Raw genomic sequence first — 19,754 nt, forward strand, 5'->3', positions numbered from 1 at the left:
CGCCCTGGTAGGTGCCAACCTTGGTTGGCACACAATCAACGGCGCCGACCAAGGTCGGCATCTACCAACGGCGTTGCTGCACACCGGGGACGCAACAGTCCCGCACCAGCTTCAATGCGGCAGACGCCGCACCGCCATCAGACGTAGATCCGCGTCGGCGCCTCATCGACGATCGCGTGCGGCACGAAGCGCGCACTGTCGCGGGTGATCGCGCTGTCGTCCTCGCGGATGCCGATGCCGCAGGCGTGGTCGCCGATCACCCAGCTGCCGATCAGCGGATAACCGCCTTCGAAGCGGGTGAGCGGGTGAGCACGCTGGAGGATCGCCGGACCGTCGTACGGGCCGTCGCTGCGCTGCGTGCTGCCATCGGCCAGGTGCATCTCGATGTTGGCACCTTCGCGCGAGAACAACGGCTTGCGCACCCAGCCCGATGCCAGCGCGCTGCCGTCATCGAAATGTGCTTCCAGCAGGTTCGGGTGACCGACGTTGCGCTGCCACAGCAACGGCAGAATGCCCTTGTTGCTCAACACCGCCTTCCATGCCGGTTCCAGCAGCTGCACGCCCGACCCCGGCAACGCGCGCCCGAATTCCTCGGCCATCAGGTCTTCCAGCGGGTACAGCTTGAACAGCGTGCCGATCACCGTATCGTCCAGCGCGGTGAAGCGCCCATCTTCGGACAGGCCGATATCCTCGATGGCGATGGCCTGCCCGTGCAGTCCCGTCTGCGAGGCGCAGTCGCGCAGGTAATCGACCGTACCGCGGTCTTCGTCCGAGCTGCCCACCGCACTGAAGTACAGCGGCGGCGGCAGCTGCGTGGCCAGTTCGCCGAAGCGTTCGACCAGGGCTTCATGGATCCCATTGAACTGGTCGGCATGCTGCGGCAGGCGGCCGGCATTGCGCTGGTCCTCCAGCCATTGCCACTGGAAGAAGCTGGCTTCGAACAGCGAGGTCGGCGTGTCGTAATTCAGTTCGTACAGCTTGGCCGGACCGGTGCCGTCGTAGGCCAGGTCCAGGCGCCCGTACAGGTGCGGCTGGCGCTGGCGCCAGCTGTCGGCGATCCAGTCGCGGTAATGCGCGGGGATCGCCAGCTGGTCCATCAGGCGCTCGCTGCCGATGACATCGCCGACCAGGTCCATCGCCATCGCATGCAGCTCGGCGCTGGGGTCTTCGATGTCCTGTTCGATCTGGCGCAGAGTGAACGCGTAATACGCGCTTTCATCCCAGTACGGCTGGCCGTCGATGGTGTGGAAGCGGAAACCGGCTTCCTCCGCGCGCGCCCGCCACTGGGCGCGCTCGGCAATACGGATACGTTGCATGGATTGATCAGCCGCCGACGCTGCTGCCGCTACGGCGCGCACTGGTGCTGCCGAAGCCGCTGCGGCTGGCGGTCACCGCACGGTTCGGTTCGCTGCTGACCGGGGCCAGCCCGGCCTTGCCCGCGCCGATGCCGCTGGCGGTGTTCAGGCCGCCGCTGCCGCCCGGGGCAGGACGCGCCCAACCGGCGCTCTTGTCCTGGTAGGCCGGCGCCGAAGCCGGCGCCTGCGGGGCCAGGCCACCGCGGTTGCTCAGCATCTGCGACATGAAGAAGCCCATCATCATCGGGCCGATGAACGAGGTACCGGCCGAGGTGTGCTGCTGCACGCACTGCTCAGGCTTGTAGTCCTGTTGGCAGGCTTCCTTGGTCGCGTACTTCGGCGCTGCATCGGCGGACTTCTTCTGCGCCTCGGCAAATGCATTGCGACAAGCCGAAGGATCAGCGGTAGCCGTGGTGCAGGCCTCCACCGAGGTATACAGGCCTTCCTGCACCTGCACCTGCTCTTCCTTCTGGCAGGCAGTGAACAGCAGCGGCGCAGCGCTCATCAGCAGCAGCGCAGTGGTGCGGGAACGTTTCATGGCCTCATGCCTTCAAGTCGGAACAATGCCCCATCATGCCAAATCCCGGCCAACAACCGGAATCGGCAAAGTGGGAAAGATGAACGGACTTTCATTTTCGTCGTTCTTCCCGAGTTCCCTCCACGCATGGCGTGGATCCACGTGTCGACCAAGGTCGACACCCACCAACAGCAAGAATCGGGTCAGAGCCCACTGTGCAGCAACGGGATCCGACCCTGTCAGATCGCGGACAACTCTCGAAGGCGGGGTGGGTCCGGTTGCGGGGGCGTGAGCGCCATGGATGGCGCGACCGAGCCTACATGGACGTATTCACGGCGTCCCCCGCCACCGGACCCACCCCGCCATCCCGCGGATAGCCCGCTTTTGATGTTGACGTTGCCGTTGATTCGGCAGGTGCAGGGCGCAGCCCTGCCGAACCACCACCGGTGGTTGCAGCAGCAACCGAAAAAATTGGCCATGATCAACCGACCCCCACGTCGTACGGCCCGCCCGTTCCGCCAGCCATGCCTGAATACCGCTCCCGCACCTCCACCGCTGGCCGCAACATGGCCGGCGCCCGCGCCCTGTGGCGTGCCACCGGCATGAAGGATGGCGACTTCCACAAGCCGATCATCGCCATCGCCAACTCCTTCACCCAGTTCGTGCCCGGCCACGTACACCTGAAGGACCTTGGCCAGCTGGTCGCGCGCGAGATCGAACAGGTCGGCGGCGTGGCCAAGGAATTCAACACGATCGCCGTGGACGACGGCATCGCCATGGGCCACGACGGCATGCTGTACTCGCTGCCCAGCCGCGAGATCATCGCCGACTCGGTGGAGTACATGGTCAATGCGCACTGCGCCGATGCGCTGGTGTGCATTTCCAACTGCGACAAGATCACCCCCGGCATGCTGATGGCCGCGCTGCGCCTGGACATTCCGGTGGTGTTCGTCTCCGGCGGACCGATGGAAGCCGGCAAGACCCGGTTGTCCGAGCACAAGCTGGACCTGGTGGATGCCATGGTGATCGCCGCCGACGAAAACGCCAGCGACGAGAAAGTAGCCGAGTACGAGCGCAGCGCCTGCCCCACCTGTGGTTCGTGCTCCGGGATGTTCACCGCCAATTCGATGAACTGCCTGACCGAAGCCCTGGGCCTGTCGCTGCCCGGCAACGGCACCACCCTGGCCACGCATGCCGACCGCGAAGCGCTGTTCCGCCGTGCCGGTCGCCTGATCGTCGAGCTCTGCCACCGCTGGTATGGCGGCGAGGATCCGCGTGCGCTGCCGCGCGGCATCGCCACCCAGGCCGCGTTCGCCAACGCGATGACCCTGGATATCGCCATGGGCGGGTCCACCAACACCATCCTGCACCTGCTTGCTGCCGCGCAGGAAGCGGAGGTCGACTTCGACCTGACCCACATCGACGCACTGTCGCGGCGCGTGCCACAGCTGTGCAAGGTGGCGCCGAACTCGCCCAAGTACCACGTCGAAGATGTGCATCGCGCTGGTGGTGTGTTCGGCATCCTCGGTGAGCTGGACCGCGCCGGGCTGCTGGATACCTCCGTGCCCACCGTGCACAGCGCCACGCTCGGTGAGGCACTCGATCGCTGGGACGTGATGCGCAGCGACAACGATACCCTGCACACCTTCTTCAAGGCCGGCCCCGCCGGCATTCCCACCCAGGAAGCCTTCAGCCAGGCCACGCGCTGGCCGTCGCTGGACCAGGATCGCGCTGAAGGCTGCATACGCGCGTTGGAGCATGCCTATTCGCAGGAAGGTGGGCTGGCCGTGCTGCGCGGCAACCTCGCCGTCGACGGCTGCGTGGTGAAGACTGCGGGCGTGGACGAATCGATCCACGTGTTCGAAGGCAATGCGCGCGTGTTCGAAAGCCAGGACGCGGCGGTAGCCGGCATCCTCGCTGATGAAGTGAAGCCCGGCGACGTGGTGGTCATCCGCTACGAAGGCCCGAAGGGCGGCCCGGGCATGCAGGAAATGCTGTACCCGACTAGCTACCTGAAGTCGAAGGGGCTGGGCAAGCAGTGTGCGCTGCTGACCGATGGTCGTTTCTCCGGTGGCACCTCGGGCCTGTCGATCGGCCATGTCTCGCCGGAAGCGGCCAGCGGCGGTGTGATCGGACTGGTGGAAGATGGCGATCGCATCCGCATCGACATCCCGGCGCGCCGCATCGATCTGCTGCTGGACGACGCCACGCTGGCAAAACGCCGCGCCGACGCCGATGCACGTGGCTGGAAACCGCGTGCACCGCGCCCGCGCAAGGTCACCAGCGCGCTGAAGGCCTACGCCTTGCTGGCCACCAGCGCCGACAAGGGCGCCGTGCGCAACACCGCCCTGCTCGGTGATTGAGATGCATGGGGTCAGAGCCCTTCCTGTGGAAGGGATCCGACCCCGCCCTCAGCCGATGGTGCGCTTGAACGGCGGCAGCGCGTCGATGATGCGCTTGCCGTAGCGGCGGGTCAGCAGCCGCGAGTCGAGGATGATCACCCGGCCGGTGTCGGTGGAGGTGCGGATCAGGCGGCCAGCGAACTGGGTCAGCGTGCGCAGCGCATGCGGGATCGCGATCAGGTTGAACGCATTGAGCCCACGCGCTTCCACCCACTCGCTGAGCGTGGCGGTCTGCGGATCGGTCGGCACCGCGAACGGCACCTGGGTGATCACCACCGTGGTGCAGGCCTCACCCGGAAGATCCAGGCCTTCGCCGAACGAGTTGAGCCCGAACAGCACCGAACCCTCGCCGGCAGCCACGCGGCGCAGGTGTTCGTCGATCATGCGCGTCTTCGACATCTCGCCCTGCACCAGCACCTGCTTGCGCTTGGCGGCCGGCATCAGGCCCGCCACCTTCTCCATCTTCCAGCGCGAGGTGAACAGCACCATCGAGCCCTTCGTCCAATCCAGTTCCTTGCCGATGTAGCGCGCCACTTCACGCGGATGGCCTTCGCGGTCATCGGGCGTGACCGGGAACGGCGGCACGATCAGCTCGGCCTGGTTGGGTAGATCAAACGGGGAAGACAGCGAGACCATCTCGGCGGTTTCAGGAATGCCGTTGTCGATCGCCAGCGCCTGGAAATCGCCACCGCCGGTCAGCGTCGCCGAGGTCAGCACCACCGAATCCACTTCATCCCACAACAGCTTGCGCAGCACGTGCGCGGCCGACACCGGCGAGCCATGCAGCACCAGGTCGCCATCGCGGGTGGCGGTCACCCAGCGCGCCATCGGCGGCGCGCCTTCCTTGTCTTCGCGGCGCCAGACCTGCCACAGGTTGTACTGCTGCTCGATCATCTCCAGGGCCATGCCGAGGTTGCGCTGCAGGCGCTCGCGTGCCGGATCGTCCGGCTTGCCCTTGGCGACCTGCGCGGTGGCCGCGTGCGCCCAGTTGTAGAGGCTGCGGGTATCGTCAGCCAGCGCCTCGATCGGCTCGCGCCAGGCCTCGGGCAGGCGCCCGTTGGCGGCACGCCACATCGGCTCCTCGTCGGCCGGCGCCGGCATCCATACCGCCTCGACATGGTCGCGGAACGCACGCAGGCCCTTGGCCACGTTGCTGGCCGCGTCGATGGCTTCGTTCGGCAGCAGGTTGCCCAGACGATCCTTGTCGACCGCACGGTAGGCACCGGCGATCAGGATCTGCAGGCGGCCGGTGCGCTTGGCCATTTCATCCAATGCCAGGCTGGCCGCGCCCTGGTCGATGGCCACGTTGCCAACGTGGTGGCCTTCGTCGAGTACCAGCAGCATGTCCGACGGCGCGGCGATCATCGGCTGGCCGTTGTCGCTGTCACCAATGGACAGCGCCGACAGCAGCAGCGCGTGGTTGGTGACCACGATCTGCGCATCACGCACGGTGTTGCGCGAACGCAGCACCGCGCACTGCGCCGAGTACGCACAGCGTCGCCCCGCACAGCCCGAGGCCGGCGTGGTGATGCGCCCGCGCAGGCCGGGGCTGATGGTTTCCGGTGCGTTGTCGATGTCGCCGTCCCAGCTGCCGTTGCTGAAGGCCACGGTGAGGCGCTTGGCGATGTCCATCTCGATCGGCGCCAGCGGGCGGTCGAACAGCGGCTGCTCGTCGTCGAACATGCCGTTCTGCGCGCCCTCGCCATGCGCTTCGGCGGCGTTGCGCGTGCACAGGTAGCGGGTACGGCCCTTGGCCAGTGCGATGGTCGCCTCCAGGCCAGTGGCCTTGAGGAAGTTCGGGATATCGCGCTCGACCAGCTGCGACTGCAGCGCCACGGTACCGGTGCTGATCACCAGCTTCTTCTTGCTGGCCAGGGCAATCGGCACGCCGGCGGTCAGGTAGCCCAGGCTCTTGCCAACGCCGGTCGGCGCCTCGATCACGCCCACGCCACCGCTGGTGGACAGTGCACGCGACACGACGCCGATCATCTGGCTCTGCGAGCGGCGGGTGGAGAAGCCGGGGGTATTGGCCTGCAGCGTCGTGTACGCCTTGCGGATCGCGTCCTTCAAGGTGTCATCGAGCTTGCGTGGAGCGGCGACGGTTTCGGTCACGCCAGAACTACCGTAGCGGGGTCAGGCCGGCCATTGTCGCATGGCCGGCCACGGGCTCCGATGCGCGGGCGCTGAACAGGGTCAGCAGCGTCGCACCATGGCTGGATGCGCGCCCCGCAACACTACCGACGCGGCCAAGGCCGCCATCGGAGTCAGGGCGTCGCGGCGCGCCGTCGCAGCAACCGTACCAGTGCCCAGACCAGCAGGACCGTGCCGACGGCATCCAGCATCGCCAGGCCGAAGTGCACCACGCCCAGCACGGTGCTCAGCTGCGAGATCGCGCCGAAGTCGCCGTTGCTGACCATCCACATCGGCACCAGGTTGGCCAGCAGGCTGCCCATGCTGGACGCCAGCAACAGCAGCAGGCCGGTCAGCGCGCCGGTACGTGCCGGATCGCGCGGCGCGCCCATCACCCAGACCAGGCCGACGCACAGGGCAATCAGCACCGGCAGGCGCACGCCGACCATGGTCAGCAGGGAGACCATCAGAGCCTGGGTATCCATCGATCAGTCCTGCCCTGCGAAGGCACCGGCGCCAGCACGCAGCTGCTGGTAGACCTCGTCAGTCTGGGGGCGTACGGCATGCCACTGCAGGAAGCTCTCGGCCGCCTGCTCGACCAGCATGCCCAGGCCATCGACCGTGTTGCGGCACTGCGCGGCGCGCGCCCAGGCCAGGAAGGCGATGGCGGCCTCGCCGTAGTTCAGGTCGACGGCCGTGGTCATCGAATTGACCAGCGACAGCGGCAGCTTGAACTCGGCGTCGCGATCGCGCCCGGCCGAGGTGGCGTTGAGGATCAGCTCGAAATCACCGAGGTCGCGCAGATCGTCCCAGTAGCGGCTGAGCGCGCGGCCCGGCTCGCCCATGGCATCGATCAGTTCGTCGGCGCGTTCCGGCGTGCGGTTGACCACCACCAGTTCGGTGATGCCGGCATCCAGCAGCGCCGGCGCGACGCTGCGCGCCGAACCACCGGCGCCCAGCAGCAGCACGCGGCGGCCGCGCAGGTCTAGGCTGTGGCGGTCGGTGAGGTCGCGCACCAGGCCGATGCCATCGGTGGTGTCACCGTGCCAGCGGTCGCCCTTGCGCAGCAGGGTGTTGACCGAGCCGGCGCGGCGCGCGCGTGCGGTCAGCGTGGTGCACACGGAGAACGCCGCTTCCTTGTGCGGTGAGGTGACGTTGGCACCGACACCGCCCTCGGAGGCGAACGCCTCCAGCCCGGCCGGGAATGCGTCCGGGGCGAGATCGATGCTGCGGTAGTCGAGGGAGATGCCTTCCTGGCGACCGAACGCCGCATGGATCTGCGGCGACTTCGAGTGGGCGACGGGGTGTCCGAAGACGGCGTAACGATCGGTCATGGAATCCTCAAGCTGGCTAGACTGGTGCTCTTTCGTGCATGGACCTGGATGATGCGTATCGCCCCGACCCTGCTGGTGCTCGCCGCCAGTCTACTCTCTGCCCCGGTGGCGATGGCGTTGAACGAGTACGGCATCGAGGGCATGGGCGTGGTCTCCACCCGTGCCGATGAAGGCCGGGCCACGATCAGCGCCGATGGCCAGCGCATCGTCTTCGCCCGCCGTGGCGAGGCCGGCTGGGGGCTGTGGCAGGCGCGCGTGGTCGATGGCCGCTGGCAGCAGGCGCAGGCCTTGCCGCTGGCGGTGTCCGGCGAGGTGCGCGATCCGTATTTCAGCCGCGACGGCCGCTGGCTGCTGTTCGCCGCAGGTCGCGAGGGCCGGTCGGGGCTGTACCGGACGGCGATCGCCGCCGATGGCAGCGTGGGGGCGCCGCAATTGTTGGCTGGCGATGGCGGGCGCCATGAAGAGCGCGGCCCGGCATTGAGCGCGGACGGGCGGCGGCTGCTGTTTGCCCGCCAGCAGGGCCGTGGTGCCGGCTGGGATCTTTTTGTGGCCACGCTGGACGCGCAGGGCATGCGCGGGCCGGCGTCGGCTTTGCAGGCATTGAACAGCGCTGCCGATGAAACCGATGGCGACTGGCTGGGCAGTGCTGGCGCGGTGGCCTTCAGCCGTGGCAGCGGTGGCACCGCGCAGGTCTGGACCAGTGGCTGCGCATGGACGGGCGCTGGCCTGCAGCCGTTGGGGTTGTCGTTCAATCAGGAAAGCGGCTGGACCGGCACGCCGGTGGTCGACAACGCCAAGCCGGGCGAAATGATGGTGGCCAGTAGTGCGGCGAAGTCGCCACGGGCGGGTGGCGTGGATGTGTACCGGCTGGCCGTGCCGAAGGTGGTGGCAGAGCCGGGGTGCGTGCGGTAGATCCACGCCATGCGTGGATGATCGTTTGGAGGAGGCCGGCCGCCCCCCTCCGGTAGGTGCCGACCCTGGTCGGCACAGAAAAAAAACCGCCAAACAAGGTTGGCCCCACCAGTAGATCCACGCCATGCGTGGATGACGCCTTCTGACAGGTGCCGACCTTGGTCGGCACACCGGAGCGCCAACCAAGGTTGGCGACTACCAGAACATCAGATCAGCGCGACAGCACCTTCGCGCGCTGCTGCTCGTATTCCACCTCGCTGAGCTGACCATTGTCCTTGCGCCGGTTCAGGGCGGCCAGTTCGGCCTGCACGCTCTCCGGTACGGCCTGCTCGCGGGCAACCTGGGCGGCAGCGGAGAGCTGCTCGGGCGGCCGCCGGGCTGCGCGCCACGCAGCGACGAACACGCCGACGATGATGGCCCCGAACACCAGCGTACCGGTGCCCCAGATCAACCATTGCATCCAACCCATTTCAGGTCCCATCGCGTGTTCCTCCGTCCGTCGTGGGCGCTATTGTCAGCGCTCGCGCAGCCAACGCGCCACCTGCGGCGCGAAATAGGTCAGCACGCCATCGGCGCCGGCGCGCTTGAAGCCCAGCAGCGATTCCAGCACGCACGCGCGCTCGTCCAGCCAGCCGTTGGCGAACGCCGCCTTCATCATCGCGTACTCGCCGCTGACCTGGTAAGCGAAGGTCGGCACACCGAAGGTTTCCTTCACCCGCCGCACCAGATCCAGGTACGGCATGCCCGGCTTGACCATCACCATGTCCGCGCCCTCCTCCAGGTCCAGGGCGATCTCGCGCATCGCCTCGTCACCGTTGGCCGGGTCCATCTGGTAGGTCTTCTTGTCGGCCTTGCCGAGACTGGCTGCGCTGCCCACCGCGTCACGGAACGGGCCGTAGAACGCCGAGGCGTACTTGGCCGAGTAGGCCATGATGCGCACGTTGAGATGGTGGTCGGCATCCAGCGCACGACGGATCGCACCGATACGGCCATCCATCATGTCCGAGGGCGAAATGATGTCCGCGCCCGCCTCGGCGTGCGACAGCGACTGCTTGACCAGCGCTTCGACGGTGATGTCGTTGAGCACGTAGCCCTTGTCATCGATGATGCCGTCCTGGCCGTGCGTGGTGTACGGGTCCAGGGCAACGTCGGTCATCACCCCCAGCTCCGGGAAGCGCGACTTCAGCGCGCGGATCGCACGCTGCGCCAGGCCGTCCTCGGCCCACGCCGCAGATGCGTCCAGCGACTTCTGCGAGGCGTCCAGCACCGGGAACAGGTCGATCACCGGGATGCCGAGTTCCAGCGCTTCCTCGGCCACCTTCAGCAGTTCTTCGATCGAAAGCCGCTCCACGCCCGGCATCGACGGCACCGCCACGCGGCCAGCCGGTTCGTGCACGAACACCGGATAGATCAGGTCGTCGGTGGTCAGCGTGTTCTCGCGCATCAGGCGGCGCGAGAATTCGTCATGGCGCATGCGCCGCGGGCGGTAATGGGGATGAGGCATGGCAGGCTCCGAGGAGTGGCTATTGCAACAGGTAGCCCTGCGGCAGCAGGGGTTCGGGCAACGGGCGTTCGCCGAGGGCATCGAGCTGGTCGATCTCGATGGTGCGCACCAGCGCGTCCAGCGGCAGGTCGTTCGGCTCCAGGCCGAACGGGTCTTCCATTTCTTCACCCAGCTGGTCCAGGCCGAAGAAGGCATAGGCCAGCACCGCCGACAGCACCGGCGTGGCCCAGCCCAGCGAACTGGCCAGGCCGAACGGCAGCAGTACGCAGAACATCCACGCGCAGCGGTGCAGCAGCAGGGTGTAGGCGAACGGCAGCGGGGTGGTGAGGATGCGCTCGCAGCCGGCCTGGATCGAGGACATCGCGTGCAGGCGCTCTTCCAGCTGGACGTAAAGAATGGAATCGAGCGTGCCTTCGCGACGGGCCTGGGCCAGTTCGGCGGCGATCATCGCCAGCAGCGCATCGGGCACGTTCTCGCGCTGGGCGAGCTGCCCGCGCTGTTCCTCGTCCAGCCATGGCACCGCGGCCAGCGCCACGTCGCGGGCACGCAGGCGCGCGGCCAGTGCATAGGCAAAAGCGGTGGTCAGGTAGCTGATGCGCTGGCGGCGTGGCGCATCGTCGGCCAGCAGTACCTGTACCTGCCGCGCCAGCGAACGCGATTCGAACACCAGCTGGCCCCACAGCTTGCGGCCCTCCCACCAGCGGTCGTAGCAGGCGCTGTTGCGGAAGCTGAGGAAGATCGACAGGACCAGGCCGAGCAGGGTGAACGGGGTGACCGAGACACGCTCGATGCCGACCGGCGGCGCCAACTCCACCACCGCGGCGACCGCGATGGAGAGGATGAGGATGGCCAGCACCTTCGGCGCGATCGCCGGGACGATGGAGCCACGCAGGATGTACAGCAGTTGCCAGCCGTGGGGACGGGAACGAATGATCATGGGAGCAGCCGCGCAGGGCGCAGTTCAACAGGCACGCGGGGGGCTCGCGCAGCCGCCCATTCTACTCCCTGCCCGGCCAGCGGCCGTGTACCTGCGACGCCCTGTCGCACCGGCTTGACCGGCTCAGATCACGCCACCGCCCAGCCCCAGGCGCAGGATGCCGACCACCACCACGATGCCGTTCAGGATCAGCCCGGTCCAGGCCCGGCCGCGCTTGCTGGGGTGGGTGAACAGGATGCCGAGCGCAGCGATGATCGCGCCGACCGCCGCGAACGGGATCAGGAACCAGTTGCCCCAGCCCAGCAGCGGTATCAACGCCAGGATCATCCACAACAGGGCCAGTACGCCCCACAACAGACTGATCACACCCATAGCGCACTCCCCGTGGTTGTTCGTGCTCCCAACCATAGCCGTTCCCGGCAGCGCCGCCTACCGCCGTTGCCGTCAACCTCACCGGCGCCGTGCTAGCGTGCGGCCATGGGTCGAGCCCCGATGTTGGCGCCGATTCAGAGTGCCCGGCTGATGATCCGAACCAGTCCTACAGGGGTATACGCCATGAACATCCGTTGGGTCGCCTTGGCGGCCATGCTGCTGACCGTTGCCGGTTGCGCCAGCACCTCCAAGGTCATGCTGGGCCGCGCCCGTGCGCCGATCGATCCGGCCCAGGTGCAGATCTATTCGACGCCGCCCGCCGGTTCGCAGGAAATCGCCCAGCTGGAGTCGTCTTCGGCGGTGGGCTTCGGCACGCAGGGCCAGACCGACGCCGCCGTGGCTCGCCTGAAGCGCGAAGCCGCTGCGCTCGGTGCCAATGGCGTGATCCTGATGGGCGTGGGCAGCAGCGGGTCACCGGTCGGCATGTCGGTGGGTGCCGGCAGTTACGGTTCGCACGTGGGCGGTGGCGTGGGCATCGGCATACCGACCACGCAGAAACGCGCGGCCGGCGTGGCGATCTGGGTGCCGAATCCGGCGCCGCCGGCACGCCTGCCGACGCAGACGATCACCCCGCAACCGCAGAGGTGACCCCCACGGGTCACCGCGGGTAGCGCCGGGCCATGCCCGGCGAGCGCAGCGGGGAAAACGGAATGCCGCCGGGCATGGCCCGGCGCTACCGTTACTTCTTCTGGTACTTCGGCACGAACACCTGGTTCACCGCTTCGGCCAGCTGGTCCGGCGGCAACAGGCCCTGGTCGAGCAGGAAATTGTTGAACGCCAGGCGGTCGAACTTCGCGCCCAGTGCCAGCTCGGTCTGCATGCGCAGTTCGAGGATGCGGGTGTAGCCATAGAAGTAGCTGCCCGCCTGGCCCGGCATGCGCACCATGTAGCGGTCCAGTTCCTGGGTAGCCATCGCCTTGGACAGGCCCACCTGCTCGATCAGCACGCGCTCGCCGTTGGCACGGTCGGTCAGGCCAAGATTGAGCATCGGGTCCAGCATCGCGCGGGCGGCACGCAGCAGGCGGAACTGCAGCGCGATCATCTGCCCGTCCAGCGGCTCGTACGGCACCATCTCCGCTTCGGCATACAGCGCCCAGCCTTCCACGTTCACCGAATTGAACGCGAACATCGTGCGCGCCAGCGATACGCCGCGCTCGACCATCGCGGTGAACTGCAGTTCGTGGCCCGGGCGGCCTTCATGCGCGCTCAGCGTCCACGCCGCCGACCCGAAGTTGAAGTCGTCGTACTGCGCACCCGCACCGGCCGCCGGGTTGCCCAGCGGCAGCACGAACGTGCCCTGCTGCCCGGTGTTGTTGACCAGCGGCGCGGGCAGGAAGTGCGGTGCCGGGCTGGCAGCGCTTTCGGCGGCCGAACCCAGGCGCATCTGCATCGCACGCTGCGGCACATCGACAATGCGATGTTCGCGGATCAGCGGATCGATGGCATCGATCACCTTGCGGTAATGACCTTCAAGCTGGTCATCGGCGATCTTCTCGCCCTTCAGCGCGCGGATCACCGCCACCGGGTCGCTCGGATCGCTGACCTTCAGGCCCTTCTCTTTCGCCACCAGCGGTGCCAGCTGGCGCATCGCCGAGCGCGTTTCCATGAACTCCAGCTGCGCGCGCTGCATCAGCAGCTTCGGGTCGATGTCGATGCCGACCTGCTTGAGCTGATAGGCGTACAGCGGGGCCGGCAGGCGCGCATCGGCACGTGCCTTCGGCAGCACCTCCTTGCGGGTCCATGCGGCGTAGTCCTTCATCTGTGCGGCGAGCGCCTTCATCGCCTCGTCGGCACCGGCGACCTGGTACTTCTTCAGCAGCGACTCGATACCGGTGATATAGGTCTCGACGTTGTCCAGCGACTGCTGCACTTCGATCTTCGTCGGCTGCAGCAGCGTGCTGTCCTTCAGGCGCTCTTCGTAGCGCTGACGGGCCAGCGTAGTGAACGCGGTGCCACCCGGCTGCAGGCCCGCGTATGCCTTGAGGCGATCGACCGCCTTGGCCCGGCGCTCGGCCGGTACCTGGTCGGACAGCAGCAGGTTGAGGCCGCTGAACACGCTCTGCGGCGCATCGCGCCACGGCAGCAGGTACTTCTGGTTGAGCTCGCTGCCTTCGATATTCTGGTTGGCGGCGGCGATCATGATCTCCAGGTCCTGGCGGACGTTGGGATCCTTCTCGCTGGCCAGCTTGGCCTTCAGTTCGTCGCGGGCCTTGGCCATCGCGGCGCGGTAGCGCTGGTCGTTGTCCGGGCCGAGATCGGCAACCTTGTCGTCGTAGCCGGGCACGCCGAAGAAGCCGGTTTCCTCGGGCTGGAACGGGCCCTGGGCATCCAGCAGGATCTGCGCCAGCGCGTTGCTGCGTGCGACCCAGGCCGGGCTGGCCGGCGTGGAGGCCTTGGCGGCCGGTGCGGCCAGGGCCGGTGGGGCCGACAGCAGCGGGGCGGCGGTCAGGGCCAGGGCGATGGCAAGCGCGATCGGCTTCATGGAGCACTCCAGGACAGGGTTGCCCGCACCCTACGCGCTCATGGCGGTGTCGACAATCGGCCGGAGGTCACACCCTCTACAGCGCGACCGTCAGCGCACACTCTCCGCGCGCGCGACAGGCCTGCAGTTCGCATTCGCCGGCCGCTTCGGCATCATCCAGCGCGCTCAGGTCGAAGGTCTGCTTGTCTTCGGCCAGCACGTACATCACCGGGTAATCCCACACGTCGTCGCTGCGGGTGCCCTTCACGAACAGGCGGCCGTGCGCATGCGGTCCTTCCAGCGCCACGGTCAGGCCGACATCGCGCTCGCCGTTGATGGCGGTCTGCATGCTGCCCAGCGGCAGCGTGCCGGCCTGCAGCGGTTCGCCGAACACCTGCACCAGTTCGACGCTGCAGCCGGCGCGACGCATCGCCTCGCGCATCGGCGCACTGTCGTGCGCGGCCTCGGTCCAGCGCAGCACGCTCCAGGCGATGGCACCACCGAGGGCGGCCAGGAACAGCAGCACCGCCAGCGGCATCGCCCAGCGCCAATGCCGGCACCACCAGCCGGAGGCCAGGTTGGAGGGAGCAGGAATCGGCGGCGGCAGGGTCATGGGCGGGCTCCTTCCCGGATGATGATCAAGGCTTCAGGCAACGTCCCAGGAAGGCTTCGGCAACGCGGTACCGATGCAGTGCGTCGGCACCGGACAGGCCGTGCTTGGCACCCGGATAGGTCATCAGTTCAAACGGCTGGCCACGCTTCTGCAGCGCGCTCATCAGGCTGGTCGAATTGGTGAACAGCACGTTGTCGTCGGCCATGCCGTGGATCAGCAGCAGCGGCGACCGCAGGCCCTCGATGTGGGTCAGCACGCGTGCTTCGCGGTAGCCGGCATCGTTGCGCGTCGGCAGGTCCATGTAGCGCTCGGTGTAGTGGCTGTCGTACAGGCCCCAATCGGTGACCGGTGCGCCGGCCACACCACAGGCGTAGCTGTCCGACGCCTTGGCCAGCAGCATCAGGGTCATATAACCGCCGTTGGACCAGCCCTGCACGCCGATGCGTGCCGGGTCCACCCACGGCTGCTGCTTCAACCACGCCACGCCACGCAGCTGGTCGGCCACTTCCACCGTGCCCTGCTTGCCATACAGCGCGCCGCCGAAGTCACGGCCACGGCGCGGGGTGCCGCGGTTGTCCAGCGAGAACACCACGTAGCCCTGCTGGGCCAGATACTGGTTGAACAGATGGTCGCCACGGCCGGGCCAGCTGTCGGTGACGGTCTGGCTGGCCGGGCCGCCATACACGTACACCGCCACCGGGTAGCGCTTGGCCGGATCGAAGCCGGCCGGCTTGATCACGCTGTAGTTCAGCGGGGTCTTGCCGTCGGCGGCCGTGAGCGTGCCGAATTCGACCGGACGCTGCGCATCGCGGTAGCGCGCGTACGGATGCTTCGGGTCGCCCAGATCGTTCTCGACCAGGGTGGCGATCTTCTCGCCGTTGGCGCGGAACAGTTCGATCTGCGGCGGGGTGCTGCTGTTGGACCAGCTGTCCACGTACACGCTGGCGTTGCGCGCGAAGCTGGCGCTGTGCATGCCCGGCGCCTTCGACAGGCGCTGCGGCTGGCCGCCCTGCAGCGGGACGGCGTGAATCTGACTCTCGCGCGCCGATTCGATGCCGGCGCGGAAGTACGCCAGGCCGGCCTTTTCATCGACCGCCAGCAGTTCATCGACCGACCAGTTGCCGTGGGTCAGCGCGGTGGCCTTGCCCTTGCTGTCGATGCGGTACAGATGCTGGAAACCGGTGCGCTCGGACGACCACAGGATGCTGCCGTCGTCGAGGAAACGCAGGCTGTTGTGCAGCGGCACCCAGGTCGGGCTGGTTTCGTGGGCCAGCACACGCTGCTGGTTCGAGGCCAGGGTGACTTCCACCAGGTCCAGCTTCTTCTGGTCGCGCGACTGGCGCTGGAAACTCAGGTGCTGCGGATCGCGCCAGTCGACGCGGGCCAGGTAGATGTCCTGCTCCTTGCCGAGGTCGATCCACTGCGTCTGCGCCTGTTCCGCCGGCGAGATCACGCCCAGCTTCACCTGCACGTTGGCATCGCCGGCGGCCGGGTAACGCTGTTCGATCACATCGGTGCGGTCGGCATAGACTTCGTAGCGCTTCTGCACCGGCACCGGGCTTTCGTCGATGCGGGCGTAGGCGATGGCCGAATCGTCCGGCGCCCACCAGTAACCGGTATGGCGATCCATCTCTTCGTCGGCGACGAATTCGGCGATACCGTTGCCGATGGTCGCGCTGCCATCAGCGGTCAGCTGCATCTGCTTCCCACTGGCCAGATCGATCACCCACAGGTTGCGGCCGCGGATGAAGCTGACGAAGCCGCCCTTGGGCGACAGCTTGGCATCGGTGGCAAAGCCTTCGCCGTGGGTCAGCTGGCGCACCGCTGCCTTGCCTTCCTGCTTGAGGTCGTACAGGTACAGCTCGCCGCCCAGCGGGAACAGCAGGCGCTGCGCGTCCGGCGACCACTGGTAGTCGACGATGCCGGTCATCGCCGCGATGCGCTGGCGCTCGCGGCGGGCCTTTTCTTCGTCACTGAGGGTTTCGGTGCCCGGCAGCACCACCTTCGAATCCACCAGCAGGCGGGTCTGGCCGCTGCCGATGTCGTAGCTCCACAGGTCCAGCTGGTTGCGGTCGCTGTCCTTGCCGCGCAGGAAGGTCACGCGCGAGCCGTCCGGCGCCACCTTCGGCTTCATCAGGGTCGGGCCGGACAACGGCAATGGGCCGGTGATGGCTTCCAGGGTGAGTTTTTCAGCGTGGGCGACGGTACTGGTGGCGAGCATGAGGGCGAGCGAGGCGAACAGATGGCGCATGGAGGATCCCGGCAAACGGCAGGTCCGTCACCGCGACGGGCGCGGGACGGTCAGCCTCCATCCTAACCAAGCCGGTGCGGGAAGACAGCATGACCTTCTGCCCATGCAAGGGCGCGCGCGGCACATCCGCCGGGCATGGCCCGGCGCTACCGTTGGCGGGCTGGGTAGCGCCGGGCCATGCCCGGCGAGCGCAGCGGACTGCGCTGAATCATCAGCGCTTGCCGAACAGGTGCTTGCGCTCTTCGTCGCTGAGCGGCTTGCCGGCGTCCGGGTTCACCTGCGTGCGCAGCGCATAGGCGCGCTGGGTCGCCGGACGGGCGGCGATGGCCTGGTGCCAGCGCTTGAGGTGGGGGAAGGCGTCGAAGTCCGCCGGCAGCTTGTCGTAGGCGCCAACCCACGGGTAGCTGGCCATGTCGGCGATGGTGTAGTCATCGCCGGCCAGGAAGGCGTGCTCGGCAAGGCGCTTGTCCATCACCCCGTGCAGGCGGCGCACTTCATTGTCGTAGCGCTCGATCGCGTACGGGATCTTCTCCGGCGCGTACACATTGAAATGGCCCATCTGCCCGCTCATCGGGCCCAGCCCGGCCATCTGCCAGAACAGCCATTCCAGGGTGGTGACGCGGCCACGCGGGTCCGCCGGCAGGAAGCGGCCGGTCTTCTCGGCCAGGTACAGCAGGATCGCGCCGGACTCGAACACGCTCTGCGGGGCGCCGCCGGCGGCCGGGGCGTGGTCGACGATGGCCGGCATCTTGTTGTTGGGGGAAATGGCCAGGAATTCCGGCTTGAACTGGTCGCCCGAGCCGATGTTGACCGGGTGGATGCGGTACTCCAGGCCGGCTTCTTCCAGCAGCAGGGTCACTTTGTGGCCGTTCGGGGTAGGCCAGTAATACAGGTCGATCATGGCGGCGGCTCTGGGGTACGGAAAGGAACCTGAAGTCTAGTGCGTGCGTTGGCTTGGCACCGTCATGGCGGGCCGGTAACCTCGCCTCTCCCCCGAAACGCAGCATCCTCCGCATGAGTGCAAACCGTCCGCTACTGTCCCCGCTGTCCAGCCTGATCTTCGCTACCCGCTGGCTGCAGCTGCCGCTGTACCTGGGTTTGATCGTTGCCCAGTGCGTTTACGTGTTCCTGTTCGGCAAGGAACTGTGGCACCTGATCTCGCACTCGGTGTCGATGGGCGAGCAGCAGATCATGCTGATCGTGCTGGGCCTGATCGACGTGGTGATGATCTCCAACCTGCTGGTGATGGTGATCGTCGGCGGCTATGAAACCTTCGTCTCGCGCCTGCGCCTGGAAGGCCACCCGGACCAGCCGGAATGGCTGAGCCACGTCAATGCCAGCGTGCTGAAGGTGAAGCTGGCGATGGCGATCATCGGCATCTCCTCGATCCACCTGTTGAAGACGTTCATTGCAGCCAGCCCGCTGGACGGCCTGCCGCTGTGCAAGCCGGAACAATGGGCGGCGGCGGCTTCGTCGGCATCGGCCAGCTTCTACAACGCCGGCCCCGATACCTGCACGACCCTGACCCCCGATGGCGTGTTGTGGCAGACCATCATCCACTGCGTGTTCATCCTGTCGGCGATCGGCATCGCCTGGACCGACAAGCTGATGTCCAACAGCCACAGCAAGGCTGCCGCGCACTGACGCCAACGCCGGCGGCGGCACGGTTGCCGCTGCCGGCCCCGCTCCCGGCCCTTGTACGCAAGGGTGGCCGGGATGCTAGATTGCACCCTCGCTGCAGGCGACGGTGACGCTGGGAAACGTCCCCCGCCACGCCCGGACCTTCGGTCCCGGCCATGCGTATCTACGTTTTTCGTAACGTCGTCTTCTTAGAGGGGAGCAGGATGTCGCACGTCGCAATGATCGCTGCCGCGCGCCGGTGGTTGCCGGTCGCTCTGGCATTGGCCCTGGCTGCCTGCTCGGGCAAGGAAGAAACACCGGCTCCGGCCGCGCAGGGTGCCGCCGCCCCCGTCGCTGTGGCGCCAGCCGCACCGGCCGTGGCCGCCAAGGTGCAGTCGATGGGCACCGAGCAGCTGCGCGAATCGGCCAGCCAGGCACTGCGCGAGAACCGCATGTACGCCCCGGCCGGCGACAACGCCATCGAGTATTACCTGGCACTGCGCGACAAGACGCCGGACGACGCGTCGGTGAAGAGCGCACTGACCGACCTGCTGCCCTACACCCTGATCGCCGCCGAGCAGCATCTGGGTCGCGAGGATTTCGCCGAAGCGCAGCGGCTGGTCGCCCTGATCGAAAAAGTCGATGCCTCCGCCCCGGCCCTGCCGCGCCTGAAGGAAGGCCTGAGCAAGGGCGTGCAGGTTGCGGCCAAGCGCACCGAAGACGAGACCGAGAAGGTCAAGAAGGACGCTGAAGACCGCACCAAGCAGCTGGCCGAGCAGCAGCGCCTGACCGAACAACGCGCCAAGGAAGCCGAGGCGGCCAAGCAGATTGCCGCGCAGCAGGATGTTGCCCGTCGTGACAGCGAGCGCCAGGAAGCAGAGCGCCAGGCCGCCGCGCGCCGCGATGCCGAGCAGAAGCAGCAGCAGGCCGCTGCACAGCAGGCCAACGCCGCCCGCCAGGCCGCGACCGCCGCTGCACCAAGCCTGCGCCCGGTCAGCACGCCGGCACCGCGCTACCCCGCCGATGCGCTGCGTGCGGGCACCTCCGGCGAAGTACTGGTGGAAATCACCGTCGGCACCGACGGCTCGGTAACCAATGCGCGCGTGCTGCGAGGTACACCCTCGCGCGTTTTCGATCGCGAAGCCCTCAATGCGGTCAAGCGCTGGCGCTTCGAGCCGGTCAATGCCCCGGTCACTACCCGCCGCACGCTGGTGTTCGCGCCGGGCAGCTGATCGCAGAAAAGCGGACGGAGGGGATTAAGTCGCTTCTGCCAACAACGACGCACA

General features: G+C 67.4%; 18 protein-coding genes. 5 read left to right on the forward strand and 13 right to left on the reverse strand.

Annotated features, from left to right (window positions below; all coding sequences use genetic code 11):
• Nucleotides 1–137: 137 nt before the first annotated feature.
• Both QOL57_RS11860 and QOL57_RS11865 read right to left on the reverse strand, forming a co-directional pair.
• On the reverse strand, nt 138–1,316 hold the full coding sequence (locus QOL57_RS11860) for a glutathionylspermidine synthase family protein (protein WP_089237643.1): 1,179 nt from the start codon (nt 1,314–1,316) through the stop codon (nt 138–140).
• Nucleotides 1,317–1,323: 7 nt separating this feature from the next.
• Nucleotides 1,324–1,893: a DUF1190 domain-containing protein gene (locus QOL57_RS11865; protein ID WP_089237645.1), complete on the reverse strand. Its 570-nt coding sequence runs from the start codon at nt 1,891–1,893 to the stop codon at nt 1,324–1,326.
• Between the two features lie 503 nt (nt 1,894–2,396).
• Between QOL57_RS11865 and ilvD the strand changes: the two genes are divergently transcribed.
• Nucleotides 2,397–4,235, forward strand: a complete 1,839-nt coding sequence (gene ilvD, locus QOL57_RS11870; RefSeq protein WP_089237647.1) for a dihydroxy-acid dehydratase — start codon at nt 2,397–2,399, stop codon at nt 4,233–4,235.
• A gap of 48 nt (nt 4,236–4,283) precedes the next feature.
• On the opposite strand, the gene dinG is transcribed toward ilvD, so the two are convergent.
• From dinG to aroE, 3 genes are all read right to left on the reverse strand, one after another.
• Nucleotides 4,284–6,386: an ATP-dependent DNA helicase DinG gene (gene dinG, locus QOL57_RS11875; protein ID WP_089237649.1), complete on the reverse strand. Its 2,103-nt coding sequence runs from the start codon at nt 6,384–6,386 to the stop codon at nt 4,284–4,286.
• A gap of 152 nt (nt 6,387–6,538) precedes the next feature.
• Entirely contained in the window at nt 6,539–6,889 is a 351-nt protein-coding gene (locus QOL57_RS11880) for a hypothetical protein (protein ID WP_089237651.1), read from the reverse strand.
• 3 nt (nt 6,890–6,892) lie between these two features.
• The gene (gene aroE, locus QOL57_RS11885) at nt 6,893–7,738 is read right to left on the reverse strand and encodes a shikimate dehydrogenase (protein WP_089237653.1); all 846 of its coding nucleotides are present in this window, start codon (nt 7,736–7,738) and stop codon (nt 6,893–6,895) included.
• Between the two features lie 48 nt (nt 7,739–7,786).
• Here aroE and QOL57_RS11890 point away from each other — a divergent pair, with 48 nt between their 5' ends.
• Entirely contained in the window at nt 7,787–8,650 is an 864-nt protein-coding gene (locus QOL57_RS11890; protein WP_089237655.1) for a PD40 domain-containing protein, read from the forward strand.
• Nucleotides 8,651–8,861: 211 nt separating this feature from the next.
• On the opposite strand, the gene QOL57_RS11895 is transcribed toward QOL57_RS11890, so the two are convergent.
• The 4 genes from QOL57_RS11895 to QOL57_RS11910 all read right to left on the reverse strand — a co-directional run bounded on the left by QOL57_RS11895 (nt 8,862) and on the right by QOL57_RS11910 (nt 11,463).
• The gene (locus QOL57_RS11895) at nt 8,862–9,131 is read right to left on the reverse strand and encodes a hypothetical protein (protein WP_089237657.1); all 270 of its coding nucleotides are present in this window, start codon (nt 9,129–9,131) and stop codon (nt 8,862–8,864) included.
• A gap of 33 nt (nt 9,132–9,164) precedes the next feature.
• Entirely contained in the window at nt 9,165–10,154 is a 990-nt protein-coding gene (gene hemB, locus QOL57_RS11900) for a porphobilinogen synthase (protein WP_025877543.1), read from the reverse strand.
• Nucleotides 10,155–10,173: 19 nt separating this feature from the next.
• Nucleotides 10,174–11,091, reverse strand: a complete 918-nt coding sequence (locus QOL57_RS11905) for a bestrophin family ion channel (RefSeq protein WP_089237659.1) — start codon at nt 11,089–11,091, stop codon at nt 10,174–10,176.
• A gap of 123 nt (nt 11,092–11,214) precedes the next feature.
• Nucleotides 11,215–11,463: a hypothetical protein gene (locus tag QOL57_RS11910; protein ID WP_032952021.1), complete on the reverse strand. Its 249-nt coding sequence runs from the start codon at nt 11,461–11,463 to the stop codon at nt 11,215–11,217.
• 183 nt (nt 11,464–11,646) lie between these two features.
• Here QOL57_RS11910 and QOL57_RS11915 point away from each other — a divergent pair, with 183 nt between their 5' ends.
• Nucleotides 11,647–12,111, forward strand: a complete 465-nt coding sequence (locus tag QOL57_RS11915) for a hypothetical protein (RefSeq protein WP_089237661.1) — start codon at nt 11,647–11,649, stop codon at nt 12,109–12,111.
• Nucleotides 12,112–12,202: 91 nt separating this feature from the next.
• On the opposite strand, the gene QOL57_RS11920 is transcribed toward QOL57_RS11915, so the two are convergent.
• From QOL57_RS11920 to QOL57_RS11935, 4 genes are all read right to left on the reverse strand, one after another.
• A complete protein-coding gene (locus tag QOL57_RS11920) occupies nt 12,203–14,005 on the reverse strand; it encodes a DUF885 domain-containing protein (RefSeq protein ID WP_089237663.1) in 1,803 nt (600 codons plus the stop codon).
• A 76-nt stretch (nt 14,006–14,081) separates the two neighbouring features.
• Nucleotides 14,082–14,597, reverse strand: coding sequence for a cytochrome c oxidase assembly factor Coa1 family protein (locus QOL57_RS11925; RefSeq protein WP_089237665.1), 516 nt, complete (start codon nt 14,595–14,597; stop codon nt 14,082–14,084).
• A 25-nt stretch (nt 14,598–14,622) separates the two neighbouring features.
• Entirely contained in the window at nt 14,623–16,848 is a 2,226-nt protein-coding gene (locus tag QOL57_RS11930) for a DPP IV N-terminal domain-containing protein (RefSeq protein ID WP_089237667.1), read from the reverse strand.
• Between the two features lie 211 nt (nt 16,849–17,059).
• A complete protein-coding gene (locus QOL57_RS11935; protein WP_089237669.1) occupies nt 17,060–17,749 on the reverse strand; it encodes a glutathione binding-like protein in 690 nt (229 codons plus the stop codon).
• 113 nt (nt 17,750–17,862) lie between these two features.
• Here QOL57_RS11935 and QOL57_RS11940 point away from each other — a divergent pair, with 113 nt between their 5' ends.
• Both QOL57_RS11940 and QOL57_RS11945 read left to right on the forward strand, forming a co-directional pair.
• Nucleotides 17,863–18,492 carry a TIGR00645 family protein gene (locus QOL57_RS11940; RefSeq protein WP_089237670.1) on the forward strand — a complete coding sequence of 210 codons (630 nt, stop codon included), beginning with the start codon at nt 17,863–17,865 and terminating at the stop codon, nt 18,490–18,492.
• 200 nt (nt 18,493–18,692) lie between these two features.
• A complete protein-coding gene (locus tag QOL57_RS11945) occupies nt 18,693–19,700 on the forward strand; it encodes an energy transducer TonB (RefSeq protein WP_089237672.1) in 1,008 nt (335 codons plus the stop codon).
• Nucleotides 19,701–19,754: the final 54 nt, after the last annotated feature.

This window comes from Stenotrophomonas sp. yr243, from assembly GCF_900184195.1.
In the GTDB taxonomy this organism is placed as follows: domain Bacteria; phylum Pseudomonadota; class Gammaproteobacteria; order Xanthomonadales; family Xanthomonadaceae; genus Stenotrophomonas; species Stenotrophomonas lactitubi.